Source organism: Hymenobacter qilianensis (genome assembly GCF_014489555.1).
In the GTDB taxonomy this organism is placed as follows: Bacteria; Bacteroidota; Bacteroidia; order Cytophagales; family Hymenobacteraceae; genus Hymenobacter; species Hymenobacter qilianensis.
In genome coordinates, this window is the sequence record NZ_CP060784.1 from 3,214,093 (window position 1) to 3,239,215 (window position 25,123).

23 protein-coding genes and 2 pseudogenes are annotated in these 25,123 nt (G+C 56.5%); 5 read left to right on the plus strand and 20 right to left on the minus strand.

Going from position 1 to position 25,123, the window contains the following annotated elements:
- Window positions 1-74 precede the first annotated feature (74 nt).
- The 3 genes from H9L05_RS14745 to H9L05_RS14755 all read right to left on the minus strand — a co-directional run bounded on the left by H9L05_RS14745 (window position 75) and on the right by H9L05_RS14755 (window position 4,227).
- Complete coding sequence (locus H9L05_RS14745; protein ID WP_187731601.1) at window positions 75-1,223, minus strand: DUF4856 domain-containing protein; 1,149 nt, start codon at window positions 1,221-1,223, stop codon at window positions 75-77.
- 290 nt (window positions 1,224-1,513) lie between these two features.
- On the minus strand, window positions 1,514-2,545 hold the full coding sequence (locus H9L05_RS14750; RefSeq protein WP_187731602.1) for an LLM class flavin-dependent oxidoreductase: 1,032 nt from the start codon (window positions 2,543-2,545) through the stop codon (window positions 1,514-1,516).
- Between the two features lie 92 nt (window positions 2,546-2,637).
- Window positions 2,638-4,227, minus strand: a complete 1,590-nt coding sequence (locus H9L05_RS14755) for an MDR family MFS transporter (protein WP_223284465.1) — start codon at window positions 4,225-4,227, stop codon at window positions 2,638-2,640.
- Window positions 4,228-4,335: 108 nt separating this feature from the next.
- Here H9L05_RS14755 and H9L05_RS14760 point away from each other — a divergent pair, with 108 nt between their 5' ends.
- Both H9L05_RS14760 and H9L05_RS14765 read left to right on the plus strand, forming a co-directional pair.
- Window positions 4,336-5,205, plus strand: a complete 870-nt coding sequence (locus H9L05_RS14760; protein ID WP_223284466.1) for a sulfite exporter TauE/SafE family protein — start codon at window positions 4,336-4,338, stop codon at window positions 5,203-5,205.
- A gap of 77 nt (window positions 5,206-5,282) precedes the next feature.
- Window positions 5,283-5,957, plus strand: coding sequence for a DUF6624 domain-containing protein (locus H9L05_RS14765; protein ID WP_187731603.1), 675 nt, complete (start codon window positions 5,283-5,285; stop codon window positions 5,955-5,957).
- A gap of 89 nt (window positions 5,958-6,046) precedes the next feature.
- Here H9L05_RS14765 and H9L05_RS14770 read toward each other — a convergent pair whose 3' ends face one another.
- On the minus strand, window positions 6,047-6,538 hold the full coding sequence (locus H9L05_RS14770) for a hypothetical protein (protein WP_187731604.1): 492 nt from the start codon (window positions 6,536-6,538) through the stop codon (window positions 6,047-6,049).
- Window positions 6,539-6,794: 256 nt separating this feature from the next.
- Here H9L05_RS14770 and H9L05_RS23855 point away from each other — a divergent pair.
- A pseudogene (locus H9L05_RS23855) lies at window positions 6,795-7,360 on the plus strand (SDR family NAD(P)-dependent oxidoreductase); the annotation flags it as partial.
- Here H9L05_RS23855 and H9L05_RS26960 read toward each other — a convergent pair.
- Complete coding sequence (locus H9L05_RS26960; protein WP_394368506.1) at window positions 7,295-7,426, minus strand: hypothetical protein; 132 nt, start codon at window positions 7,424-7,426, stop codon at window positions 7,295-7,297. The pseudogene H9L05_RS23855 and the gene H9L05_RS26960 overlap by 66 nt on opposite strands.
- 6 nt (window positions 7,427-7,432) lie before the next feature.
- On the opposite strand from H9L05_RS26960, the gene H9L05_RS23860 reads away from it, so the two are divergent.
- Complete coding sequence (locus tag H9L05_RS23860; RefSeq protein WP_223285004.1) at window positions 7,433-7,789, plus strand: hypothetical protein; 357 nt, start codon at window positions 7,433-7,435, stop codon at window positions 7,787-7,789.
- Between the two features lie 82 nt (window positions 7,790-7,871).
- On the opposite strand, the gene H9L05_RS14780 is transcribed toward H9L05_RS23860, so the two are convergent.
- From H9L05_RS14780 to H9L05_RS25130, 14 genes and pseudogenes are all read right to left on the minus strand, one after another.
- Window positions 7,872-9,461: a carboxylesterase/lipase family protein gene (locus tag H9L05_RS14780; protein WP_187731605.1), complete on the minus strand. Its 1,590-nt coding sequence runs from the start codon at window positions 9,459-9,461 to the stop codon at window positions 7,872-7,874.
- Between the two features lie 379 nt (window positions 9,462-9,840).
- Window positions 9,841-10,656, minus strand: a complete 816-nt coding sequence (gene mutM / locus H9L05_RS14785; protein ID WP_187731606.1) for a DNA-formamidopyrimidine glycosylase — start codon at window positions 10,654-10,656, stop codon at window positions 9,841-9,843.
- A 247-nt stretch (window positions 10,657-10,903) separates the two neighbouring features.
- Window positions 10,904-11,803 carry a PhzF family phenazine biosynthesis protein gene (locus H9L05_RS14790; RefSeq protein WP_187731607.1) on the minus strand — a complete coding sequence of 300 codons (900 nt, stop codon included), beginning with the start codon at window positions 11,801-11,803 and terminating at the stop codon, window positions 10,904-10,906.
- A 112-nt stretch (window positions 11,804-11,915) separates the two neighbouring features.
- Window positions 11,916-12,692, minus strand: a complete 777-nt coding sequence (locus H9L05_RS14795; protein WP_187731608.1) for a M48 family metalloprotease — start codon at window positions 12,690-12,692, stop codon at window positions 11,916-11,918.
- 471 nt (window positions 12,693-13,163) lie between these two features.
- The gene (locus H9L05_RS26965; RefSeq protein WP_394368495.1) at window positions 13,164-14,150 is read right to left on the minus strand and encodes an ABC transporter ATP-binding protein; all 987 of its coding nucleotides are present in this window, start codon (window positions 14,148-14,150) and stop codon (window positions 13,164-13,166) included.
- Window positions 14,124-14,953: pseudogene (locus tag H9L05_RS26970) on the minus strand (ABC transporter transmembrane domain-containing protein); the annotation flags it as partial. The pseudogene H9L05_RS26970 and the gene H9L05_RS26965, both read right to left, overlap by 27 nt.
- Window positions 14,954-15,028: 75 nt before the next feature.
- Window positions 15,029-16,033 carry an efflux transporter outer membrane subunit gene (locus tag H9L05_RS14805; protein ID WP_262892539.1) on the minus strand — a complete coding sequence of 335 codons (1,005 nt, stop codon included), beginning with the start codon at window positions 16,031-16,033 and terminating at the stop codon, window positions 15,029-15,031.
- Window positions 16,018-16,326, minus strand: coding sequence for a hypothetical protein (locus H9L05_RS14810; RefSeq protein ID WP_187731609.1), 309 nt, complete (start codon window positions 16,324-16,326; stop codon window positions 16,018-16,020). Before H9L05_RS14810 ends, H9L05_RS14805 begins: the two co-directional genes overlap by 16 nt.
- A gap of 216 nt (window positions 16,327-16,542) precedes the next feature.
- Window positions 16,543-17,808 carry an efflux RND transporter periplasmic adaptor subunit gene (locus H9L05_RS14815; protein WP_187731610.1) on the minus strand — a complete coding sequence of 422 codons (1,266 nt, stop codon included), beginning with the start codon at window positions 17,806-17,808 and terminating at the stop codon, window positions 16,543-16,545.
- Window positions 17,805-18,038, minus strand: coding sequence for a hypothetical protein (locus H9L05_RS14820; RefSeq protein ID WP_187731611.1), 234 nt, complete (start codon window positions 18,036-18,038; stop codon window positions 17,805-17,807). The genes H9L05_RS14815 and H9L05_RS14820 overlap by 4 nt, the downstream gene beginning before the upstream one ends.
- 68 nt (window positions 18,039-18,106) lie before the next feature.
- Window positions 18,107-18,913: an efflux RND transporter permease subunit gene (locus H9L05_RS23865; RefSeq protein ID WP_262892540.1), complete on the minus strand. Its 807-nt coding sequence runs from the start codon at window positions 18,911-18,913 to the stop codon at window positions 18,107-18,109.
- The gene (locus H9L05_RS23870; RefSeq protein WP_223284467.1) at window positions 18,862-19,224 is read right to left on the minus strand and encodes a hypothetical protein; all 363 of its coding nucleotides are present in this window, start codon (window positions 19,222-19,224) and stop codon (window positions 18,862-18,864) included. Before H9L05_RS23870 ends, H9L05_RS23865 begins: the two co-directional genes overlap by 52 nt.
- Window positions 19,215-21,050, minus strand: a complete 1,836-nt coding sequence (locus H9L05_RS25125) for an efflux RND transporter permease subunit (RefSeq protein WP_394368439.1) — start codon at window positions 21,048-21,050, stop codon at window positions 19,215-19,217. Before H9L05_RS25125 ends, H9L05_RS23870 begins: the two co-directional genes overlap by 10 nt.
- A 23-nt stretch (window positions 21,051-21,073) precedes the next feature.
- Window positions 21,074-21,457, minus strand: coding sequence for an efflux RND transporter permease subunit (locus H9L05_RS25130; RefSeq protein ID WP_317174977.1), 384 nt, complete (start codon window positions 21,455-21,457; stop codon window positions 21,074-21,076).
- A gap of 450 nt (window positions 21,458-21,907) precedes the next feature.
- On the opposite strand from H9L05_RS25130, the gene H9L05_RS14830 reads away from it, so the two are divergent.
- Entirely contained in the window at window positions 21,908-23,089 is a 1,182-nt protein-coding gene (locus H9L05_RS14830; protein ID WP_187731612.1) for an OpgC family protein, read from the plus strand.
- Between the two features lie 73 nt (window positions 23,090-23,162).
- Here the strand turns inward: H9L05_RS14830 and H9L05_RS14835 are convergent, their stop codons facing one another.
- The gene (locus H9L05_RS14835) at window positions 23,163-24,857 is read right to left on the minus strand and encodes an MFS transporter (protein ID WP_187731613.1); all 1,695 of its coding nucleotides are present in this window, start codon (window positions 24,855-24,857) and stop codon (window positions 23,163-23,165) included.
- Between the last annotated feature and the right edge of the window lie 266 nt (window positions 24,858-25,123).

The window sequence follows — 25,123 nt, forward strand, 5'->3', positions numbered from 1 at the left end:
TTATTGCCAAAACCGCCCTGAACAGCTTGCTGATCAGGGCGGTAGTTGTAGTCCGCTAGCGGGCGGACCTAAGACTATTGAATGCTAAACTTTGACTTAATGGCATTGATAGCGACATCGGCCTGGGCATTGGTCAGGCTCCAGGCACCCTGGCTGCCGGACAGCAAGCCATTGAGCAGGCCATCGGAGAAGGCCGCGTCGGCCCCGTATTTCGTGCAGAAGCGCAGGGAATAGATAAAGCCGAGTCCTTCGCCGAGGGCATGGGCTTTGGCAGGCAGATCGGGTAAGCTCTTCCAGTTGTTCAGGTAAGAAACTGCCGACAAGGCAATGGTCTTTTCGAGCTCCGTGCGGATTAGGTCGGCCTGGGCCTTCAGCGTAGCCTTGTCGTTGTTGACAATGGCGGCGCGGCCTTTCAGGAAAGCCATATATACGCCGGGCGAGGCCGGGCCGTTTTTCTCATTCAGGTAGCCGGCCAGGAAACGCTCCCGCGGCGTGACGTTGATGTCAGTGACCATAATGGCATTGGTGGTCATGTAGCCGTAGGCCATGTCCCAGTTGTGTTCCAGTTCCGTGTAGGGCTTGCCCTCAACGGTCTTGCTGTTGTTGGCGTTCAGCGCCTGGTCGGTCAGCAATACGTTGTCGATCTGATCAAGCAGCAAGGCTCCGATTAGTGCCTTCTGAATCACCTGATTTACCTCAACCCCTTTACCATCAACCAGGTAGCGGCCAAGGCGACCGGCGTTGCCGGGTGTGGCCGTATTGTTCACCGACTGGCTAGCCACCGCTAAAGCGGCCAGATTATTATCAATATAAGTGCGGACTGCCTCGGCGTTGGTTGTGGGGAAAGAGGCGGCCGTAGCAGTGCGCAGCTGCACCCCTGAGGAGTTTAGGGCCGCTGCCGAAAATGGGGCGCCCGTATTGCTGTAATAGTTGCGCAGGGTAGCGGCATCCAGAGTGGAGGGAGTAGCTGGCGCAGCTACGGCCACCTTGGCCATATAGGTATTCAGCTCCGAGAACATATCCAGGCGCACTGCTGCGGTGCCTAGGTCAACGGTCGATTGCCCGCTGGCATCCTTGAATGACTCGGTGTATTTAGAACTAGAGGTTAGCGTAGCAGCATCAATGCTTGTCCGCAAGGCTGGCGCCGTTTCGTTTTCATTTTTGTCACAAGCAGTAAAGCCAAAAGCTAGGGCGACTACTGCGGCAGCGTATTTAAACGACATGTTAGGTAAGGTACAGGTTAGGATTTGATGCTGCAAATATAGAGGTGTTATCTGGAATGCTTATAAATAGCCATCCCTTTTTTAGAAATTTTCTAAAGAGTGAGATGCTAATCCCGAAAAGCAATTGATTAACAAGCAGCGAACCGAGTTCTCCAGTTGAGCTACTCAAGGAGAAAATGCTGAGTATTGGCTTAACGGGGCATATATGAAGGGGCAGCCAGTTGGCTGAACAGCTGCCCTTTAAACAATCACCAAAAAATGCCCCCCAAGGATCGGTTGGGCTCTACCTGCTAAACAACAGCCTGCGCTACGGGCGCCAACTCAAATACTTCGGCCAGCAATTCATAGGAACGCAGCCTGTCAGCAAAGTCGTAGGTGATGGTTACGGCGGTAATTTCCTCTACTCCATAAGATGCGGCCAGTGCGGTAAGTTGGGCGTGTACTTGCTCGGGTGTGCCGCTTACCATGCGCTGCCGATGATACGTGAGACGAGCACGCAGCTCGGGCGTAAGCGGGTAATCGCGCACGGTATCGTAAGAACCGATAGAGGTTCGGTCGCCGGTTTCGAGCTTCAGCATTTGTAGGGCCAGCGATTCTGCCAGTTCGGTGGCTTTTGCTTCCGTATCGGCGCACAGCACGAAAAGGGCCACCGTAGCACGCGGCGCGGCCAACTCATCCGACGGCCGGAAACGCTCCTTGTACAGCCGCACCATGTCAGGGCCTCCGACGGGATTGATGAAATGGGCAAACGAGAACGAAGCTCCCAAATGCGCCGCAAACAGCCCGCTTTGCCCGCTGGAGCTGAGCAGCCACAGCTCCGGCATGGTGGTAGCAAAAGGCGCGGCCTTCACTTTTTCATGAACGGTGTTAGGTGTTACCTCATCGCGCAGGAAACCCCGCAGATCCATGAGCTGGTCTACAAAATCTTCATCGCGGAAGGTGTTTTGGGAATTAAGCACATGGGCCGTGAGGCGGTCGGTGCCGGGCGCGCGGCCAATACCTAAGTCAATGCGGCCGGGGTAAAGCGTTTCGAGCAGGCGAAAGTTTTCGGCCACCTTCAAGGCGCTATAGTGGGGCAGCATTACACCACCGGAGCCCAAGCGAATATGCTGAGTTTCAGCCCCCAAGCGTCCTAAAAGAACCTCGGGAGTTGAGCCGGCCAGCGTACCGGTATTATGATGCTCCGACACCCAGAAGCGGGTGTAGCCCAGTTGATCGGTGAGGCGAGCGAGCTGTATCGTTTCTTCAAGCGCCTGGCGGGCCGTGCCGCCCTGCCGAACGGGAGACTGGTCGAGGACGCTGAGGCGAAGTGTATTGGTCATGATGCGAGTTTGTATAGCCTTGTAACGGATGCTATAACCCCAAGGCGACTCATCATGTTCAGTCTATACCGTTTGGTTGGCCTGCTGCGCAGCTACTCGGCGGCTACGGCCACGGGTTGGCTGATGGCGTTGCTCTTGCGCAGCGGCAACTCTGGAATAAACAATGTTGCTACCCACCCAGCCATTACCAATAATAAGGTACAGAGATAGATACGGGAAATAGAGTGCGTAAAGGCTGCCCGAACAGCCGGTGTAGAATTGCCGGCAACCTCAGCCAGGCCGGGGGGTAAACTGGGTCCTTCCGTGACGCTTACCTCTGTAGATGTGGCCGGCCCGGCAAGCGTGGCAGGCAACGACTGAGCTAAATTGAAGGTAAGTATCGCGCCGAGCCCAGCCGCGGCAATAGCGCCGCCAATCTGCCGGAAAAACTGGCTGGCCGATGTTGCCTGACCCAGCAAACGGGGCTCGATGGCATTCTGTACCGCCAGCGTATAAAGCGGCATGCTAGGCCCAAGCCCTAAGCCGCAGAGTACGACGTAAAACACTACCTGATAGTAAGTTACGTCGGCGGACATGTTGGCCAGCAGACCTAGCCCGATCATCAGCACTACGCCGCCGCCCAGCATCCAGCGCTTGTAGTGGCCGAAGCGCGACACCATTTGGCCCGCCAGCATGGAGCCTGTTACTACTCCCAACGAGAGCGGAATAAGGCTAACTCCCGCCTGCGTAGCGGTCGTGCCCAGCACGTTCACCATGAATAAGGGTTCGAAAATAATAATGCTCAAAAAAGCCCCCCCGAGGAGAAACAGCGCCAGATTGGCCGTCCGAAACACCTTATTGTCGAACAGCGAGAAGTCGAGAATGGGGTTGGCGGCGCGGCGTGACCGAACCACGAACAGCGTAAGCGCCGCCAGGGCCAAGGCAAAAAGGCCCAGCGTAGTCGGCGAGGTCCAGCCGTACACGGCTTTATTCAGCTGCAACGCTATTACCAACGGCCCTAGTCCCAGCATCAGCAGTATGGCGGCCAGATAGTCGAGGGGCTGCTGCTCCCCACGGGGGCGTAAGGCTGGCATCCGGGACAGGATAAACCACAAGGCCAGGGCCCCCAGCGGGATGTTGACATAAAAAACCAGGCGCCAGCCTTCTACGCCCGGCAGCAGTCCGTCGCCGTGGTCGGTTAAAAGGCCCCCCAGAAAGGGTCCCAGCACCGACGATAAGCCAAACGTGGCTCCCACAAAGCCCTGGTACTTACCGCGTTCGGCGGGCGGAAATAAGTCAGCAATGATGATGAAGGCCATGGCAAACAGTCCGGCTCCGCCAAGACCCTGAATGGCCCGGAAGATGATCAGCTGACTCATACCATCGCCGAGTAGGGGCAAGGTGCCGAATTCGCCCGCCAGTCCGCACAATGCCGAGCCAAACAAGAACACCAGAACAGCCGTGACCTCAATGGTGCGCCGCGAGTACATATCGGCCAGCTTGCCATAAATGGGCACCAGGGCTGTGCTGGCCACTAAGTAAGCGGTAGCAACCCACGTAAAACGATCGAGGCCGTGCAGGTCGCCCACGATGCGCGGCAGGGCTGTGGCCACAATGGTTTGGTCGAGGGAGCCCAGGAAAAGGGCCAGCAGCACACCGGCCAAAGTCATCAGCTTGGTGCGTTGGGTAAGCGAGTCAGTCATATTCAAACGGGTCGGACTGAGGTACGCGGTATCCGGCGCTTAGTTGGAATCAGGCAGCAACTGCCGCCGGATATGATCGGAAATTCAACTCTAAAGTTGCCACAATACATGAAGCAGAGCGTGCTCACGCCACAAATGTTTTGGATAAATAAGAAACAGCCAACCCAGCAAACTACCTTCGCCGGCATTATTCAAAAAAGCCCCCAGATGACGCTCACCCTGGCCTTACTGTGTTTTTTTGCCTTTCTGGCTGGTTTCGTGGATTCGATGGTGGGCGGCGGCGGCCTGATTCAGCTGCCGGCTATGTTGCTGCTGCTCAAAGGCGTGCCCGTGCCTGTTGTATTCGGAACGGGGAAAGTGTCATCGTTGGCGGGCACGGCCACGGCTCTGTGGCGCTACTCGGGGCGGGTGCCTATGCAGTGGCGCAGCGTGGGCGCGGCAGCAATTACGGCCGGCTTGTTTTCTTTCGCCGGCGCACGGGTGGTAAGTCTGCTGCCCAGCGAGCTGCTGCGGCCGTTGGTGCTGGGCTTGTTGGTTGTGATTGCCGCGTATACGTTCTGGCGCAAAGATTTTGGTGCAATTCACGCCCCGCGTCTTACGCCCAGCCGCGAAACGCTCTACGGCGTGCTGGTAGGCGCGATTCTGGGTTTCTACGACGGTTTTTTTGGCCCCGGTACGGGCAGTTTGCTGCTGTTTGCCTTCGTGGGGCTGTTTGGCTACGACTTTCTCACCGCTTCGGCTTCGGCCAAACTGGTGAACGTGGCCACCAACCTCACCAGTCTGCTTTACTTTGCCTTCACCGACCAGATTCTCTATCACATTGCCCTGCCCATGGCCGCCTGCAATATGCTGGGCTCTACGCTCGGGGCCCGCATGGCTTTAAAGCAAGGTACTGGCTTCGTGCGCGTGCTGTTTCTGGTGGTCGTCTGCGGCATCATTTTGAAGCTGGCGTACGATACGTTTGGCCACGCAGCTTAATCTCAGATTTGCTTAAGAACCTCAGCATCAATTCGCTGTCATCAACATTAGTGCGCCTTATCTTGGCAAAAACATCTATGATTCTTCGATTCTATCCTCTGATTCTGGGAACATTATTATTGGTTGGCTGTGATAACACTTCCACCGCCTCTGATGCCGTACAATCACAAATGGGTAGCGCTGGTGCTATTGATTCAGCCTCGGCTCGCACGTATCGGTTACGGCTCACGCAATTAGGCGCCGCCGATCAGCAAGACAGGCAGGAGTTTATGACTACGCTGCGTCAATACGGTCCGGGCTCAACTCAGTTCGCTACTGTCCGCCGCCAGATGGAACACCAGGATTCAGTGCGCTTGCGGGAGTTTTTGGCACTTGAAAAACGCTATGGCTGGCCACAGAAAAGCCAGGTAGGGGCCGAAGGCGTAGGATACGCCTATCTGTTAATCCAGCATTCGCCGGAACAGATTCAGGTTAGCTACCAGTCTAAAATTCAGGCTTCTTACGAGCGCGGGGAGCTCTCCGGAGCTGATTATGCGACGTATCTGGATCGGATGCTTGGGTATCAGGGGAAGCCGCAACGCTATGGTACTCAATACGCTATCCGGGTATTATCGAATGGTCGGGAAGAAAGCTATCTGCTGCCCATTGAGGACCTTTCGCAGGTCGATGAGCGCCGCGAAACCGTGCAGCTAGAGCCTCTGCTGCCCCAGCTCGTGCCCGGAACGCTGGTTTTCAAGCCGGGAATGAAGTGATGTGCTTCTGAAATATATAGTTCTAGATTCAAAGCATAAAAAAGCCCCCAGAAACTCTCTGGGGGGCTTTTTTGCTTGCAAGAAAGTGTTTAGTCCTGATTGCTGGGCAGGCCGGGCACCGGATTGCCTTGGGCGGCACTTGTGTTCGGAACGCCCATCTTCTCTTCGCGCTTGCGCTGATAGCGATTAAACTGCTCCGGCGACAACACGTCTTTCAACGCGGCCAGCCGCGACTGGCCAATGTCTTCCACGATGCCGTTTAGCTTTCGCAAGTCGGTGCGGTAGCGCAGGCGGGCGGTTTCCACGTTGCGCACGCTGGTCAGGTTTATCTGATTCACTTTTACGACTTGCGGCGGCGTGAGGCCCAGCGCCTGGCGCATATTATCGGTGAGCGCTTTGGCGCGGGCCTCCACTTTATCGGCAGGGGGAGTGGGGGCCGCGGCGCTTGGCTTGGCGGGAACTGCCGCTTTCGGTTTGGCAGCTGCTGAGGCGGCAGCTTTGGGCTTGGCGGCGGTTTGGGCCTGCGTAAGGCCTGGAGCCAGAGTCAGGAGAAGGAAGGCAGAAAAAAAGGAAATCTTCATGTCGGAAAGTATAGATCGGTAGCCGAAAAATGGCCCCCGGTGCAAAGATGGGTCAGAAAATTAGAGCTGGAAACAAGCTTATCAGCACGTAAATATGGTGCCAGAAAGGAGCAACAGGCTTATAACGCAAACCAGCAGGTATTTATGCCAGAGTGAAGCAAAAAAAGCCCCCCAGCCAGCGTAACCTTTCCTGCGGCATTCCATACTAGAAAGCATGAAGCAAAAAAATCAACCTAAATGGCTGGCTTTGGCTGGCATGGGCGCCGTGGTAGCCGCTGCGGCGCTGTGGTCTAACCGCCGCGGCTCATACGAGTTGGCGGGCCGCGTGGTCCTGATCACGGGTGGCTCGCGCGGACTGGGCTTGGTGCTGGCCCGCCAGGCCGTAGCCGAAGGCGCCAAAGTAGCCATCTGTGCCCGCGACGCCGAAGAGTTGGAGCGCGCCCGCCAGGAGTTGGCCGCCGGCGGCACCGAAGTAGTAGCCTTGCAGCGCGACCTCACCGATCCGGAGGCCGTTCGTTCCCTCATTGCCGAGGTGCAGGAGCAGCTGGGCTTTATCGATGTGCTTATCAACAATGCCGGCATCATCACCGCCGGCCCCCTCGACCACATGGAGCTGCGCGAGTACCAGGATTCGATGGACACGCACTTCTGGGCGCCGCTACACGCCATGCAGGCCGTATTGCCGGCTATGCGCCGCCGGGGTGAGGGCCGCATTATCAACATAGCCTCCGTGGGGGCAAAGTTCCGATTCCGCACCTAGCCCCGTACTGCGCCAGCAAGTTTGCGCTGGTTGGCCTCTCCGAAAGCTTCCGCATTGAGCTGAAGCAGCACGGCATTCTGGTCACTACCATTTGCCCCAACCTGCTGCGTACGGGCAGCGCCCGCCATGCCATTGTGAAGGGCAAGCACAAGGAAGAGTACGCCACCTTCGTCGTGGCCGACTCTCTGCCGGTGCTGACGCTGGATGCCGAAGCCGCCGCCCGCCGCATCTGGAGCGCCTGCCGCCGCGGCGATGCTGAAGTGATAGTTGGCACGCCGGCCAAGCTGCTCGCGGGTTTGCACGGCCTGATTCCCGGCACCACCACCGATCTGCTGAGCCTGGTAAATCGTGCCTTGCCGGGCGAAAACGGCGAATTGGGCGACGAGCGCCGCCACGGCTACGAAAGCGAATCAGCCGTTAGCCGCTCCTGGGTAACAACGCTCACGCGCAAAGCTGAAAAGGAGAATAATGAGCTTACGAGTGATGAGTAGCCATTATTAAATAGCGCTAAGATGTAGAGACGCAACATCTTGCGTCTCTACATCATAACTCTGCTCTTTTTTTGCAACTGAGTCATTTGCCAAAAATCTGATCAAGAAGCAGATAACGGGCGCGATTCTGCTCGGGTTCGGCTTTCGTCGTAACGTCGATGCGCAGAACCTGCGCGTTGCCGCCGGCTTTTGCGGCCGGCCAGGTGGGCAATCCGTTACCATTCGGATTGCCGTTTTTGATGAAGTTGGCAAAATAGCTCTGCATCGTTTCCGATACTTTGTAGTCGTCCGGCGTCCAGGCGTACACTTTGTTGGTGGCCAGGTTGCCGAGGGCGTACTCAATCTCGGCGGAGTGCGAGGCTCCCTTTGCGGCGGGCTCGTTGCCTGCGGTTGGGTTCATGGCCGGGCGGGGGCGAGCGTAGAGGTAGCGATACACGGGCTGCCCACCGGTTTGGCCGTGCATATCGGCCCATTTCCAGGTGCTGTAGGCAATAAATCGGTCGCCGGCCAAGTCGGTGGCCGCCTGTTCCGCTTCCTGCGCGGTAGTGGCCGGGTAAAGCTTCAGCACCTCCTCGGCGCGCTCACCGTAGAATTTCTGCACCGCACTCCGAAAGTTTTCGGGCGTGGCGGGCTCCTTTCCGAGCAGAAAAGGAGCGCTCATTTCCTGCGAGTTCCACCCCACGAGCAACGGCACGCGCGCTTGCTGGCCAGCGGCAAACGTAGCCGTGGGCAATTGGGTGAAAAAGTAGCCATCGATGGCAGGAGCGAAGCGCGGCACGCCGGGCTTGCTGGCCGCTTCCAATAGCTGCTGGGCCGGCAACGCCCGCAAAGCGGCCAGCGAAGCCGCCCCAATGCTGGCAGCAAAAGCAGCCCCGTTTTTCTCGGCTTCGGCTAAAGGCAGTGGCCCAAAGCTGGTATTGAGCATAGAGCCGCTTTCGCCGATTGCTCTGGCAAACAATGCTTTAGATAGGGGCGATGCCATCTGCGCGCTCACCGACATTGAGCCCGCCGACTCTCCGGCAATGGTTACCTTATTAGGGTCGCCGCCAAAGGCCGCAATATTCTGCTGTACCCAGCGCAACGCCGCATTCTGGTCCAGAAAACCATAGTTGCCGGATGCCTTGTGCGGTGATTCTTTGGATAGCTCCGGATGAGCCATAAAGCCGAAAATGCCCAGCCTGTAGTTTACCGTTACGGCCACGATACCGCGCCGGGCCATGCTTTCGCCATCGTAGCGCGGCTCCGAGCCGTCGCCTGCAATAAAGCCGCCACCGTAGAAGTACACCAGCACCGGTAGCTTCGCCGCCGCCGATTTGGCCGGCGTCCACACATTCAGGTACAGACAATCCTCGCTTACCCCATCGGAGCGAAAGTTCATGTCGCTGTAAATGGGCAATTGCATTGCCTGGGGGGCAAATTTTTTGGCTTGGCGCACGCCTGTCCAGCTTTTTACCGGTTGAGGCTCCCGCCACCGCAACTCTCCAACGGGCGGCGCAGCAAACGGCACGCCCTTAAATTCACGGATTCCGCTGGCCGTGGTGGCTCCTTCCAGCAACCCATTCGCTGTCTGCACGCGGTTGGATATGATGGCTGTGGTGGGCTTTTTCGCCTGACCAAAAGCGGTAGGCAAGCCTGCCAGAGCAAGGAGCGTGAGCAGCAGTATCGTTTTCATAGGTAGTTGAGAGTGTGGTTCTTTATGCACTAGTTCATAATGGAATACGTCTGGCTTACGGTCGTAGTAGCCTGGCGCTTTACTTAAAGCAGGAAATCCTGTTTTTGCCGCTGCCATATTAGTACGACTACCGCCACTTTTCTATCGGAATTCTGGAATGCCGTGGCGTACCTCGGCACCTCATGGCCGACCGCTATGTGCAATGTTAGTTTATGGCCCTTTCTGGAGCCTGACCGAAGCACAGGCCGTAGCCGTTGGGAAGGTACGGGTTGAGCGGCCGGATCATGCACGGGAACCTCATTTTATCGTTGCCAGCAGCAACGCCTTCCCAATCATCCACAAAAAAGCCCCCAAAACCAGTTCCGGGGGCTTTTTTTAGCTAAACAACCTGGCAGCGCGGACACACATACGTTGCTCGTCCGCCCACGTAGCTTTTGTCAATCAGCGTTTTGGGGTGGCGGGGGCAAAACTTGTGCAGCTCCGAGCCCGGCGTGGCGGAGTCGTCCCACTCGCGGGCGTGAATGAGGAAAGAAGCCGGAAAGTGGCGGTAGGTGGCCTCATGCTGAATGGCTGTTTGCAGCACCAGCTGAATGGCAACACTTAAGGCGTTGAATTCTTTGTCCGTCAGCGAGTTGGCAATTCGCTCGGGATGAAGCTTCGCCTGGAACAACACTTCATCTACAATCCAATTGCCCAAGCCCGCCGTGATACGCTGATCGAGAAGGAGGGGCTTGAGAATGGTTTTTTTGCCCCCCAGGGCTTGCTTGAGATAATCGGCGCTGACGTCGAGGGCATCCGGGCCGAGCTTTTTGGCTTTTTGGTACGCTTCTACGCTAGCAGCCAGACGGATGCGCCCGAACTTGCGAGGGTCGATGAAAGCCACGCGCAGGCCGTCGGCCAAATGCAGGGCTACGCGAGTGAAGCGGGGCGCGTCGTGGTCGTCGCGGTAGGCGCCTACGTCGCCGGTCATGCCGAAGTGCAGGGCCAGTACGGCACCGTCGTTCAGCTCCAGAAAGCAGTTTTTGCCGATGCGGCGAGTGGCAGCTACCTGCCGGCCGACCACGCCTTGGCGTAGCGTGTCTTCGTCGGTGCCCAGCACGTGCGCGTCACGCACTTCGAACGCAGTAATCGGTTGATGGAGAATAATATCGTCGAGAAAGCGACGGTAGGTTTCTACTTCGGGTAGTTCGGGCACTGAGGTAGCGGCTTAGGAAGAATAAGAATCGAAAAATGCCCTTGGGGGCATTTTTCAGAAGGAAGTTTAATCCCGTATTCCTAACCAAATTCCCTCTCCGAAGTTCAGTCAATAGCAAGCGCTTTAACGCAGCAGAGACGCAATAATATGCGCCTCTGCGTTGAACGGCCGGCATTACTAAACAACATCAGCAGCGACGAGACGCAAGTATGCATCTCCACACCGTTCGAAGGGCTAAAGGTCTGCCTTAAATTCGCATGGTGCCTACGGCCACCACTACGGCTGTGCCACCAATCTGCACCATCTCAATGGATTCATGCGAGCCCCGGACACTGACTTGCACGGTGCCGGGCCGATCGAGCCAATGACCCTGCTCGGCCACAAAATTGAGCGTATCGAGGTAGCGATAGTGCCACAGATAAGCTGCCATGCCACCCGTGGCGGAGCCCGTAACGGGATCTTCGATGGTATCCGGGGGCACGCCGAAGTGGCGGGCGAAAGTGTGGCCGGCTTTTGTAGCGCCCCCCAGACAGAACAAATGGGGACTAAAGAAGTCGCTGGAGGCGCGGTACTTACGGAATGCAGCCGGCTCGGGGGGAGTGGCGCGGCGCAGGGCGTCGTGGTTGCGCAGCAGCACCATAAGCTGCGGTGTGCCGGTACTCACCGTCTGGATAAGAGCGCCGGGGTAAAGGTCGTCGGGGGTGAGGCCAAAGAAGGGCATTACCACTTCTGGATCGTGCACGGCACCAAATACCGGGCGGCGCTGGGTCATCACGACGTGCGTCGGTTTTTGCCCCCCAGGGGCCAGTACATCAATCTGAATCGGGCCTTCCTGCAACTCCATTTGCAGAGTGGTATGGATGCCCGCCAATGGCAGTCGGCCCGCATAAATAAGGGCCGTGACGGCGGCAATGGTAGGGTGGCCCGCCAGCGGCAATTCTTCAGCCGGAGTAAAGTAGCGCAGCCCAAAATCGGCCGTAGCTGAGTGGCGCACAAATACTGTTTCCGATTGGTTGAACTCGCGGGCTACCTTCTGCATGGTTTCCGGGGAAAGTTCATCAGCATCAAACACCACCGCACACGGATTGCCGCTTAGCGCTGTTTGGGTAAAAGCATCAACAAGCAAAAAGGGGTAAGAAACGGGCATAGGCGCGGCAAGAACGGAACCTCTAAGGTAGGAAGAGTACGGGGAGTTAGATATAAAAAAAAGCTAATTCCCCGGGGGAGGAATTAGCTTTAGACAAAAACTCAACCAATACTTACGAAGGGTCGGAGAGGCGGCCCACCTGCTCGCCGTCGGTGTCATATACGCCGCCATTAGCGCTTACATATAAGCGGCGCTGCTGCCCATCAGTGAGTACATAGGGAAATGTGCGGCTGCTGGAGCGGGTGAGGCGACCGACTACCTCAGCCGAGCGGCTGTTGCGCCCCAGGCGCACTACACTCAGCCGATCCGTGAGATAGTACTGCTCGTCGGGGTTATCGCGGAAGGTAATTTTGCCAATCACGCTGACCGTATTGCTGGCCGTATGCACCGGAGTAGAAGGCGGGGTGCGCTGGGTTAAAACGGCCGGAGCAGCAGAAGGAGCAGAAGCGTTTCTGCTGGCTGCAATCTGCCCGTTGGCGCGCTGCCAGCCCTCGCCAATGGCTTTGAGGCGGGTAGGGCGGCCAGGGTGCGTGGCCGAAGCCTGATCGTCGGCAATGACGGCCATGGCAGCCTGAGCCTGGGCTAAGCTAGCGCCCATTTTGCGCAGCACGAACCCCGAAAACTCATCGGCCTCCAACTCATCGGTGGGGTTGCTGCCGCCGGCACGCAGGGTGTGGCCATTGAGGTGGTGCCCCATCTCGTGGGCAAGGATGCTAATGCCAGCCCAGTCGGTGCGGCCCGCTTGGTTCACGGCACCCACAAACTGCGGGTTGTATAGCAAGTAGCGCTGCCCGTTGTAGACGACAGCCGCCGCATTCTGCACATCCGATGTGGAGCGCAGCTCGAAGCGGGGCTTCAATCCGACCACATCCGTGATTTCGCGCAGCACGTCGCGCTGGCCGCCATTACTCGATTGGGCGGAAGCTGCGTTACCAGATAAAAAAAGCCCCCAGCAAGCAACAGGCCTGCAAAACGGCGGAAGATGCGGTTGGTTTTCATAGACAAAGTTTGATAAAGTTGACGCTTTACAAAGGCAACTTTCCGGCCAGAGGCACAAAGCAGTCAGCTTGTCAGCGGTTCGAAATCATAACGTCGTCTGGGGGCTTTTCGTTTGAAAAACGTAGAAAAAGTAAAATTTAGTTGTCGAGCTATAAGGCGGTTACGTGAGAGAAGCCTATAGTACGCATATCATCATTAGCAAGGCCGTTGTCATAAATGAGGCGATCATGCAGAGGCAGAGCCGAAGCATCTCGCGTGAGTGGGATTAGTAATCCCGCATCAGCACGCGAGATGCTTCGCTGCGCTCTGCATGACGGTATTTATTAGTTACATACTTGAATGATTAATCTGTGTTCTAAGATTACGCTAATGCCGGGATGCCTTCGGTGGGTGTAGAGGTTGTGCGTTCGCCAATCTGCTGACGCCACATGGCGTAATACAATCCTTTGGTAGCCAGCAGTTCGGCGTGGCGGCCTTGCTCTGCGATGCGGCCGCGCTCCAGCACATAAATGCGGTCGGCGTGAAGCACGGTGCTCAGGCGGTGGGCAATGAGAATAGTAATGTGCTGGCGCGAGCCCGATAGCTCCCGCACGGTCTGGCTGATTTCTTCTTCGGTGAGTGAATCGAGGGAAGAGGTAGCTTCGTCGAAAACCAGCAGAGTTGGGCGGCGCAACAGGGCCCTGGCGATGCTCAGGCGCTGCTTTTCGCCCCCCGACACCTTCACGCCGCCTTCCCCAATAACGGTGTCCAGACCTTGCGGAGCGCGGGCCAGCAGCGAGTCGGCGGCGGCTTGGTGCAGGGCGCGCACGCACTCTTCGTCGGTGGCCTGGGGCGCCACAAACAGGAGGTTTTCGCGGATGGTGCCAGCGAAAAGCTGAGTATCCTGCGTTACAAATCCGATCTGTTCGCGCAATTGGTCGAGGTCCAGTTCGGTACCGGGCAAGTCGTTATATAAGATCTGACCGCTGGCGGGCGGATAAAGGCCCACGAGCAGCTTCACCAGCGTGGTTTTGCCTGAGCCAGAAGGCCCCACGAACGCAATGGTTTCACCGAGCTTGGTATCGAAGGAAATACCATCCAGCGCCGCGTTATTGGCCGATAAATGCTGAAACCGGACATCAGCAAATCGGAGCGTCTGGATTTGCTCAATGCGTTTTGGGTTGGTGGGCTTCACTTCCTTGGGCGTGTCCAGAATCTGCTGGTAGTTAGCCAGCGAAGCCTCCGTTTCGCGATAGATATTGATGATGTTGCCCAACTCCTGCAACGGGCCAAAAATGAAGAACGAATAAATAAAGAGCGAGAAAAACTCGCCCACCGTAATGCGCCCGTTCACCACCAGAAACAGCATAAGCAGCAGAATGCCATTGCGCAGCAGATTCACGAACGTGCCCTGAATAAACGATAAAGAGCGGATGTAGCGCACCTTCTTCAGCTCCAGCTTCAGAATCTTATCGGTGGTGGCATTGAGGCGCAGCGTTTCCTGCTGACCTAGCCCGAGGCTTTTGACCAGCTCAATGTTGCGCAGGCTCTCGGTGGTAGCCCCAGCCAAGGCGGTGGTTTCGGCCACGATGGTCTTCTGTATTACCTTGATTTTCTTGCTCAATACAGAGCTCAGAATACCCAGCAGCGGAATGGTGAGAAAGTACACCGGGGCAATAACCCAGTACACCGTAATGGCATATACGACCACGAAAATAATGCCCACCAGCGAGGTAAACAGCACGTTTACAAAGCTTTGAATCAGCTTCTCCACGTCGGAGCGCACCTTCTGAAGCTTGCCCAGAGTCTCCCCGAGCGTTGATCTTCGAATACCTGATAAGGCAGCTCCAACGAGTGGCGAAGACCATCGGAATACAGCTGAGCGCCCAGGCGCTGGGTGATGACGTTGACGTAGTAATCCTGGAAGTTTTTGGCGATGCGCGACACCATAGCCACGCCCATTGCGGCCAGAATCAGCAGGCCTGCCCCCCGGATAAAAGTGCTTGGATTGATGTCGTGCAGCTCGCCGCCGGGCTGCACCACGTACTGGTCAATGATTTTGCGAAAAATCCAGGGGTCGAGGAGGGAGAAGATCTGGTTGACGGCCGCCAGCGCTAAGGCCAAGGCCAATAAGCCTCGATATTGGCGCAGATATGAGTAGAGTAGGCGCATGGGAGGGGGAGAGTTATGACAGAAAAGCCTCGAGCCTGCGTAGAAGTTTAAGAAAAGCCTCAGGCAATACCCAATTTACTCCCAATTTCCGCCTAAAGCCCGCACCAGCTGTACGGTATAGCGCAGCTGATTAGCCTGCGTCTGAACCCGCTGGCGGGCCGCATTCAGCGTAATGCGGTCGGCATCGACCACTTGAAAATAATCGGCCAGACCGCGGCGGTAGCGCTCCAGGGTGAGGCGCCCCGCCTGACGGGCGGCCGTGAGGGCGCGCTGCTGAGCGGCCAGCTGAGCAGCGGTTTGCTGCACATCGGCCAGCGCCGTTTCCACTTCCTTAAAAGCCACCAGGGCCCTCTGACGATATTCGGCCGCCTGCGCATCGTAGCGAGCCTGCGCAATCTGTTGGTTGGCCCGCAAGCGGCCGCCGTTGAAAACCGGAATCGAAATGCCGCCGCCCAGGTAGTAGGTGTAGTTGTCCGAAATCCGGGGCAAATCACGCAGGTCGGCGGCCTGGGGCCCAATGAAGCCGTTGAGGAGCAGTGTAGGCAGGCGGGCGAGGCGGGCCGCATCCAGGCGCGAGTCGGTGGCGGCAAGCAGGCGCTCAGCCTGTAGCAGGTCGGGGCGGGTAGTGAGCAGCGCGGCCGGAACGGAAGCCGGAACCTGGGGGGCATTTAGAGGCCCGCGCCGGGGCGCCAACGTAAACGCGCTGGCGGTTTGGCCGGTGACGGTGGCCAAGGCGGCTTCAAGCCCTTTGCGCTGGCGCTGCGCCTCAAACAAGCTGGCCTCCACGGTGGCCAATTCGGTTTCGGCACGGCGCACGGCTATCTCATTGTCGACGCCGGCGGTAAAGCGGGCGTTGGTAAGGGCCAGACTTTGCCGCCGAGCCAGCAGCGTGCTGTCGAGCACGGCCAGCTCCGCATCGAGGCCGCGAATGCCGAAGTAGTAGGTAGCCCCATCGGCCGTGAGGCTGAGCTGCACGGTGCGTAGCTCGGCTTCGCTGGCCTCCGATTCGGCCCTGGCGGCTTGCACACCACGGCGCAAACGGCCCCATACATCTACCTCATAACTCACATTGAGCGGCACATAATACTGCGTTTGGGTAATGCCGTTGGTTGGGGTGGCACCACCATTTTCGCCCCCAGGGCAAAGGGCACGGGCCGCAAACCGGAGAGGCGGGTGATATAGGCCTGCGGATCGAGCGTGACTTCGGGCTGGCGCGTGGACGTGGCTACCCGGATGGCAGCGCGGGCTTCATCAACGCGGGCCACCGCAGATTTGAGGCTAAAATTGCCCCCCAGCGTCTGTTCAGCCAGCTTGGTCAGTTCGGGGTCATTAAACACCGTCCACCAGGCTGGTATGGCTGGCTGCTGGGCCACGGTGGCGGGTGCTGGAGCTGGCAGCGGCGCGGCGGCGGCCTGGGGGCATTTTTCCAGGCGGGGGGAGAAGCTACGTCGGGGGCCTGGTAGCGCGGGGCGCGGGTGCAGCCGGCCAAGCTACTGAGTAACAGTAACGTCAGAAGGTAACAGCTATATGAGTAGAGCAGGGGCCTCATGCAGAATGGACAGGAAAAAGGTATGAACCCAGGCAGGCGGTTACTTATCTGATTTCTTATCGGCGGGCGTTTCCACGCGGGGCCGGTCGGGGTCGTAGGGGCGCTCGGGCGCTTTGGGCTTTGACTGGCTACCGGGTTTCTCGTCTTCTTTCTTGGGCTTACGGGCCTCTACCTGTTGGCCGTCGCGCAGACTTTCGATAGGATTCACAACCAGCATTTCTCCACCTTTCAACCCCTTTGTTACTTCTATCTGGTCGCCAAAATCCCGGCCGGGTACGATTGTCTGGTACCGAATCTTATTGTTGGCGACCACCACCACGCGTGGCTCGATGCCGCTAGGCACCAAGGCATTAGCTGATATGACAACGCTGGGCCGGGTGCGCGGCAGCTGAAACCGAACCTGCGCAAACATGCCGGGCCGCAGCAGCTTATCAGTGTTGGGTACCTGTACCTGGGTGAGCAGGGTGCGCGTTTCCTCGTTCAGCGCCCCCGCATCGCGGGCTACGCGGCCGGCGAAGGTGCGGTTGGGATATTCGGGCACCAAAATCTCGGTTGTCATGCCGGGCTCGATGCCGGGAACAAAGTTCTGGGGAATGTTGACGAAGGCGCGCAGGGTGTCCGTCTGCTCAATCTTGAAGAGCTGGGTGCCCTCCGCGTTGCTGGCTGATACCAAGGACCCGACCTCCACGTTTCGCTGGGTAACAATACCCCCAAATGGGGCCGTAACCCGCCGGAACCCTTGCTGCGCGAGCAACCCGTTGAGCACCGCTTGCTGGGCTTCGTATTGGGCGCGACCTTCATCCAGCTCCTGCTGCGAAATGGCCCCCGGCAGCTCAATACTGCGTAGCCGCTCGAAGCTAGTGCGCGCCAGGTTAAGACTGGCCCGCGCCTGCGCTACCTGTTGGTCGAGCTCGGGAGTGGAGAGCAGCGCCAAAATCTGGCCGCGCTTTACGCGGGCGCCGATATCTGTGTACCAGGTTTTTACAAAGCCATTGGCACGGGCAAATACAAAGGTCTCGCGGTTGGAGCGGGTGTCGGCGGGCAGCTCTACGCGGGTGGTGTCGGGGGCGGCAGCAGCAGGCTCCACGGTTACGATGGTCAGCGCGTTGGCGTCTTTTTCGGCTTGTTCTTTCCGCTTTTTGTCTTTGCTCAGGCGTGGTAATAAACCAGTCAGCAGCAAGGCCCCAAACACGGCCCCGATGCCGAGCATGATCAGCCAGATGCGGCGCTTTTTCTTGCCGGGAGGCTTTTTTTCGTGGTCTTCCTCATCCGAATCGTGTGGTTCTGCCTGCTTATCATCCTTCAACTCACTCGCTTCTTTTTTGCCATCTTCCGCTTTGGGGCTGGGCGGCGAAGACCTCTTCCAATCTCCCTCCGACGGTGCCTGGGGGCTTTTTTACCCTCAAACGTGTCGACTGGCTCCGCCTGCTGTTGAACGTTTTTAGGCCGATTATCCTGGTCAGAGTCCGCAGTTGGCTCGTCGGGGCGCGGGTCGTCCTTGGGCGGGTCTTTATAGTCGTCGGAGATAATAGCCATAGGGGCGGAGAGCGTTATTTGAAGCGGCGAGCTTCAGGTATCATGATAAGTGCTTGACTATTGCGCGCTTAAGCGGCTACGCGGTCTTGTTCGGCTTCTTTTTCTTCGGCTACCAGCTGCTTCTTTTTGAAGTAGCTAAATACGACCGGCACGAAAAACAAGGTGGTAAACGTGGCCAGGATCAGGCCGCCAATAACTGCGCGGCCCAGGGGGGCGTTTTGTTCACCACCCTCGCCCAGCGCCAACGACAACGGCAGCAGACCGATGATGGCGGCCAGCGCCGTCATCAGCACCGGGCGCAGACGGGTAACACCCGCATCGATGGCCGCGTCGCGGGGGCTGAGGTCGGGTTGGGCCTCGCGCCGCTCGTTGGCAAATGACACGACGAGAATACTGTTGGCCGTGGCAATGCCGATACACATAATGGCGCCCATGAGCGAAGGCACACTGAAGGTGGTTTGGGTAACAAACAGCATCCATAGCATACCCGAAATGGCCCCCGGCAGCGCCGTGATGATGATAAACGGATCGAGCCAGCTCTGAAAGTTGACTACCATCAGCAGGTAGAGCAGCAGGATAGCGCCCGCCAAACCAATGCCCAGACCCGTGAAGGAAGTTTTCATGCTTTCCACCTGTCCGCGCAGCTCGATGGTGGTGCCTTTCGGCAGATTTTCGCTCGCTTCCTTAATGATTTTGCGGATTTCCGTGGCCACGCCGCCCAAGTCGCGGCCCTCCACGCTGGCGTAGATATCTACCACGCGCTGAATGTCATAGTCGCTTACCACGGCATCGGTCTGGTCGCGGCGGGTTTGGGCAAAGCTGCTTAAAAGCTGAGCCTGGGTTTGCGTAGGGCTGGTGATGCCGATGGTGCGCACATCATCCAGCGTGGTAAGCTCTCTGGGGGCGTTTGCACGGCCACCGTGTAGTTCACGCCGCTCTCTGGGTTAAGCCATTGGTTGGGGTCGGTTTGAGTGCTGGAGCTGAGGTTAACCAGCACATTGTCAGCAATGTCGGCCTGGCTGAGGCCGGCCCGCTGGGCCCGCACCCGATCCACGTCCAGGCGAATCTGGGGGGCTTTTATTTGAAAGATAAACGCATCAACCACACCCGGAATAGCCGCGATTTTCTGCTGAAGCTGCTTGGCTACCTTCTCGTTTACCTCCATGTCGCGGCCTGTCACTTGCACGTCGATGGGGCGGGCAGACCGAAGTTCAAGGTCTGGTTCACGATGTCGGCGGGCTGAAAGAAGATGGTCAGGTCGGGGTGCTCGCGCTGCACGCGCCGCCTGATTTCGGTGATATAATCCTGGGTTGGACCGTGGCCTTTTTTCAGCGAAGCCAGAATCTCCCCATCAGCCGAGCTGATAACGGGGTTGTCGCTCAGCAGCAGATTTACCGGAATGCTCGGCAAGCCAATATTGGATAGTACCAGCTCCAGCTCTTCGGCTGGAACTACCTCCCGAATAATACCTTCCACCTCCCGAAACCGCCGTTCGGTTTCTTCCAGGCGGGTGCCGGTAGGAGCGCGCACATGCAGGCGCATTTGGCCGGCATCTACTTTAGGAAAGAAATCCTGCCCAATAAAAGGATATAAGCAACCAGAGCCAATAAACAGCACCGTAAATCCAATAACCACGGTTTTGCGGTGGTCGAGCGCCCAGTTTAGCGTACTTTGGTAAGCCTCGCGCACCCTATCAAACCGTTTTTCAAAGGCCTGATGCGCCCGCCAGACCCAGCTTTTCTGGATGGTTTTGGCACCCTCCTTTTCCTCGGCCGTGAGGGGCTGTTCTTCGTCTTCACCATCGAGATTGGCGGCCTGCTCCTCATCTACTTGCTGACGGCGCAGCTGGGCCAGCTCTTTTTCTCGCTCACTTACTTTTTTGCCGTTGCGTAGGTGGTCGCTGGGCACTTCCTCAGGGCCTTGCTCGTGGTAAATGGGCAGTTCCTTGCGCAGCAGCACGCGGGCCAGCGTGGGCAACAGCGTCCGGGAAAGGAAATACGACACGAACAGCACGAAAATAACCGTGAGCGCCAGCGGCGTAAAAATGTCGGCCGATACGCCCGAGAGAAAGAAAATCGGGACAAACACAATGGCCAGACCCAGCGTGGAAACCAGCGCTGGCAGTGCCACCTGGGAGGCACTGTCCAGAATAGATTTCTTCACTCCTTTGCCCATGCCCATGTTGCGGTGAATGTTCTCGATTTCCACCGTCGCGTCGTCCACCAGATTGCCGATGGAAAGGGCAATGCCGCTCAGGGTCATGATGTTAAGCGTCTGCCCAAAGGCGCGGAGCAGCATAATGGTCACCAGCACCGAAAGCGGAATTGAGATGGTAATAATGAGCGTGGAGCGCCACGAGCCTAGAAACAGCAGAATCATGATGCCGGTGAGAGCCGCCGCCACGCAGCCTTCTACCGCCACCCCCGAAATGGACGAGCGCACGAAGAAAGATTGATCAAACAGCAGCTTCACATTCAAGCCTTCCGGCGAAGTGGCCACTACATCAGGCAGCTCTTTTTTGATACCATCAATTACATCAAGCGTGCTGGCAAGTCCGCTTTTCAGGATGGGAATAACGGCAGTGCGCAGCCCATCCTGGCGCACAATATTGGTTTGAACGGCCGCGCCCTCGTGCACAAACGCCACGTCGCGGATATACACCGTGATGCCGTTTACCACCTTCACGGGCAGATCGTTGAGGGTAGCAATCAGCTCGGGGCTGCTGTTGAGGCGCACGTCGTATTCCCGGTCCCCGATTTTGGCCGTGCCAGCGGGCAGAATCACGTTCTGCGCGGTCAGCGCATTCACCACATCATTGCCGGAAAGGCCTTTGCCTGCCAGCGCATCAGGCTTCAGATCAACCATGATCTGCTTGGATCGGCCCCCATTGGGCACCAGCAGCGAGGCACCTTTCACTACCGCCAGGCCCGGCCGCACGAAGGAGCGGCTGGCATCGTAGAGGTCGGCTTCACCGAGGGTTTGGGACGAAAGGCTGGCCTGGGCGATGGGCACGTTGGCCGCCGAGTAGCGAATAATCAGCGGGGGCCAATTCCCTGGGGCAAGCCCCGAATGAGGGTTGCCGTAATGGCCGTGAGCTGGGCTACGCCCGCGTCAGGGTCGGTGCCGGGCTGGAAGAATACTTTGATGATGCCAACGCCTTTAATAGCGCGCGATTCGAGGTGCTCAATGTTGTTGACCGTAGTCGTGTACACGCGCTGATTCACGTTGAGCACGCGCTGGTTCATTTCTTCGGCGCTCATGCCCGAATAGCTCCACACCACGCCCACCACTGGAATGTTGACTTCGGGAAAAATATCCACCGCCATGGTGAAGATGGTCAAAATGCCCCCCGCCAGAATCACTAGGGCCATAACGATAAAGGTATACGGACGCGAAAGCGCCAAACGAACCATCCACATAGGCTAGACTATAGAATAAGGAATAAGCAAGGCCCCGATAAATAGCAGTGGCGGTGGGCCGTGCTGTCGAGGTATGTATTCGTAGCTGTTCAGACCAATAGAAATAGCTTATGGGGGGCAAATTCAGATTACCAACCCCTTACAGGCCGGAAGGTTGGAGATGAAGCTAAAACGTGAGTATCTCTCCTCCCTACTTTAACTTTGAAAAATGCAAAAATGATTACGTGGCTGTAGTCTTACCTGCGCCGTGTTTGCTCGTGCTTGTTTAAGGCGCGTAGGCCCCTGCTAACTGTCTGTAAATTTTTTTATTGATAAAAACCTTCCTATGATCTAACTTTAAAAAGTTAAACGTCAACTGATTATCGTCTTATAAAAAATAATATTTCCAAAGAACCATATTTAACCCTTATTTAGAGGAAAAATTATAACTGTTAGGTTAATAATATAACTATGAGAAGGAGTCTTCAACTCGATTTCTTTAGAGGTATTCTATTGATATTGATAACGGTAGATCATTTTCTATCCGGAAATGACGTAATCAAATACTTTACATACGAGTTTGTTGGGTGGGTAACTGCGGCTGAGGGCTTCGTGTTTTTATCAGGATTAACGGCAGGTATAGTCTATACCCGTAAAATGAATGATAAGGGCGAAGCTTTTGTCAATGAAGCAGTAAAGAAAAGAGCCTGGTTAATCTACAAGAATCATACAGGTATATTGCTTTGTGCTCTAGTTGCTCTACTGTTTGGCTATGGTTTGAATGAATACTGGATAAATGATTACGGCTTGTTATCTCAAAAGCCCTTTATTGCTATTGCCCTAAGTGCGCTATTATTATATCAGCCTGCTCAGATGGATATATTGCCTATGTATATGATTTTTATACTGTTTGTGCCAATGGTGATTAAATATCTTAAAAGAGGATATAAGTGGCAATTAGTGACATGTTCAATTGCGATTTACCTGCTTCCTGTCATTAAAGGGTTAACTTCTTTAGATACTATAACACAAATCGGAGATGTAAATACCGGCTTCTTTAATCTTTTGTCATGGCAACTCCTTTTCTTTTTAGGCGTGTTTGCTGGATTTGCTTATTGTTCTGGTAAGGCAAAGCAGCTCATGCAAAGCAAAGTCACACTTGTGCTGTCATTAGCCATTTGTTTGACGCTTTTTGCAATAAAACGTAGTCATATTGATTTAAGTGGATTTGAAAATTTGTTTTTGAGAGATGTATTGGGACCAGTAAGGCTTCTTAATTGTTTAGCACTTATTTCAATTATAATATTAGTTTGCTCCAAAAAAAGCGAATGGTTTACGTTTAAACCTATTTGTTATTTAGGGCAATATTCACTGGAAGTGTTTTCATTTCATGTAGTTTTCATAGTTGTCTTTAAGCCTTTAAATGAAGTGTTAAGCAATATTTACTTTTATCAAATATCTAATCATTTATTTATCTACCCATTATCTTCGATAATGCTTCTTTTTATCGCGTTGCCTGCCTTGTACTTAGCTCCTATTCTTTTAAGTAAAAAGGCTTATAGATTTAATAGAAGTGATATAAAGCCTGCACCCAGCGAAGATTGGTTGACAAGTGCTAGTGTTTTAACACAGGACTATAAACAGATGGTCTAGAGAGGTCATATTTCAAAGTCATTTGCTTTGTGTAGAAAATTGAAAAAACAGGCGGCGTAGATGCTTTGAATGACTAAGCCGACGTCTCGCCGGCGGTGCTGGCGATGTGGCGGGTGCTGCCCGGCACCATTACGCGGAGTGGCTGGGCCGGCTCGGGGTGCTGAGCCAGCAAACGGGCTACATAGGGCATGTCGGGGCCGATATGCAGCTCCCGGGCACGATTCTTTATTTCGGCCTCTTCCCGGCTTACACCCCGGTCGTGAAGCTGCTCATACTCTTCCCACGACTCCACCATAAAGTATTCTACCATGCGGGTGGGGTCGGCCAGATCGGCGTAGAGACCAACGCGGATAGCCCCTTCACGGCGGCGGATACGGCTTAGCTCCTCCATGAGAGCCGCGAAAGCGGCGCGGTCGGAGGGGGCAACGCGGTAGGTGGTCGTGATGATGATGGGGCCGGCATCCGGGGCCGGCTCATCTTCGGCCAGCACGGGCGTTGGGCGCTGGCGCGCGGGAGTGAAGTCGAGGCTTTCCGGAGCATTGATAAGTGAATACCGGAACACCAGCAGCGTGCTCAGTCCCAGCCAGATAGCCGCCCCGGATAATGCAACAGGCAGACCCCACTGCGAAGCCACCGTTCCCCATACCACGCTGCCCAGAGCCATACCGCCCTGAATAGTAAGCAAGTACAGGCTGATGGTGCGGGCCTGAACCCAGCGCGGCACCACGGTTTGTACGCCCACGCTGAAGGAATTAAGCACCAGCATCCAAGCCAGTCCTACCAGCACCAGCAAGCCATAAAGCAGCCAGTAGTTATCAGCAAAAGCCAGCCCCAGCAAGCCCATCGCAAAGGCAATAGTAGCAAGCGTCACGCGGTGGTCGATGGTGAGGCCACGGTTGAGACGAGGCAGCACAACCGCCCCAATAACGGCTCCCAGGCCCATGCACGAAAGCAGCGTGGAGTAGAAAGAAGTAGGCAGCTGAAGCCGTTGGGAAACTACGGCCGGCATGAGCGCCAGCAGGGCGCTGGCCCCGAAAGTAAAGCTGACGCCCCGCACCAGAATACGCTGCACCGGCGGCGCAAACCGGGCGTAGCGGATACCACCCCGAATAGCAGCTACTACCCGCTCCGTGGCCAGCGTGGAGGTGGCTTGGGGCTCGCGCTTCCAGCGCCACACCATATAGATAGTAGCCAGAAAGGATAGTCCGTTAATCAAAAAAGCCCCCCCGGCTGAGTAATAGCCAATTACAATGCCCCCTAAAGCCGGCCCAAACGCCCGCGCCAGATTGAAGCTCACGCTATTCAGGGCAATGGCCTGGGGCAGCTCGGAGCGGGGCACCAGCTCGGGCGTTACGGTCTGCCACACCGGATTATTCAGCGCGCCGCCCAGGCCCAGCATAAACGTAAGCAGCAACAGCAGCCAGGGCGTGGTCAGGCCCATGAGCGTGAGCAGGGCCAGAAGCAGTCCTACCGATGCCATCCAGGTTTGAGTGAAAAGCAGCATCCGCCGCCGATCCACGAGATCGGCCAGAGCGCCGGCCGGCAGGCTGAGCAGGAATACGGGCAGGGCCGAAGCCGTTTGGAGTAAGGCAACCAGCACGGGCGAAGGCGTCAGGTCCGTCATCAGGCCCACGGCGCCCACGTTCTGCATCCAGGTACCGATGTTGGACACAAACGACGCTATCCAGAGCATCCGAAAAAACGGAATCCGCAGGGGCGCGAAGGGAGACGTAGGCGTAGGCTGGGTGAGCGTAGTGGAAGCAGGCATGGGGGCAAATCTGAAGCTAAGCCGGGCGCAGGCGAACCTGTCAGCTTACGTACGGCTGCCGAAAACTGCCGGTCTCATTTGCCCGCCAAAAAAGCCCCCCACGGCCAAAGCGCCGCAACTGCAAGAGCCCCAGACTTTTCCTGCACACGGCGGCGCTCCTCCCCGCCGCGCGCTGTTAACGCAAGGTTTCTGAGTTAACCGTAAGGCAACTTATTCTACATGTTTTCATAGTCCTGGCTTAATCTCCCGGTAACCTCACGCTTCTA

Coding starts and splice junctions, on each gene's coding strand:
- H9L05_RS14745 (WP_187731601.1), bottom strand. CDS start 1,223: ATGTCGTTTAAATACGCTGCCGCAGTAGTCGCCCTAGCTTTTGGCTTT.
- H9L05_RS14750 (WP_187731602.1), bottom strand. CDS start 2,545: ATGACCAATACACTTCGCCTCAGCGTCCTCGACCAGTCTCCCGTTCGG.
- H9L05_RS14755 (WP_223284465.1), bottom strand. CDS start 4,227: ATGACTGACTCGCTTACCCAACGCACCAAGCTGATGACTTTGGCCGGT.
- H9L05_RS14760 (WP_223284466.1), top strand. CDS start 4,336: ATGAAGCAGAGCGTGCTCACGCCACAAATGTTTTGGATAAATAAGAAA.
- H9L05_RS14765 (WP_187731603.1), top strand. CDS start 5,283: ATGATTCTTCGATTCTATCCTCTGATTCTGGGAACATTATTATTGGTT.
- H9L05_RS14770 (WP_187731604.1), bottom strand. CDS start 6,538: ATGAAGATTTCCTTTTTTTCTGCCTTCCTTCTCCTGACTCTGGCTCCA.
- H9L05_RS26960 (WP_394368506.1), bottom strand. CDS start 7,426: ATGGCGGGCGCTGCCCGTACGCAGCAGGTTGGGGCAAATGGTAGTGAC.
- H9L05_RS14780 (WP_187731605.1), bottom strand. CDS start 9,461: ATGAAAACGATACTGCTGCTCACGCTCCTTGCTCTGGCAGGCTTGCCT.
- H9L05_RS14790 (WP_187731607.1), bottom strand. CDS start 11,803: ATGCCCGTTTCTTACCCCTTTTTGCTTGTTGATGCTTTTACCCAAACA.
- H9L05_RS26965 (WP_394368495.1), bottom strand. CDS start 14,150: ATGCTGTTTCTGGTGGTGAACGGGCGCATTACGGTGGGCGAGTTTTTC.
- H9L05_RS14820 (WP_187731611.1), bottom strand. CDS start 18,038: ATGGCTATTATCTCCGACGACTATAAAGACCCGCCCAAGGACGACCCG.
- H9L05_RS25130 (WP_317174977.1), bottom strand. CDS start 21,457: ATGTGGATGGTTCGTTTGGCGCTTTCGCGTCCGTATACCTTTATCGTT.
- H9L05_RS14830 (WP_187731612.1), top strand. CDS start 21,908: ATGAGAAGGAGTCTTCAACTCGATTTCTTTAGAGGTATTCTATTGATA.
- H9L05_RS14835 (WP_187731613.1), bottom strand. CDS start 24,857: ATGCCTGCTTCCACTACGCTCACCCAGCCTACGCCTACGTCTCCCTTC.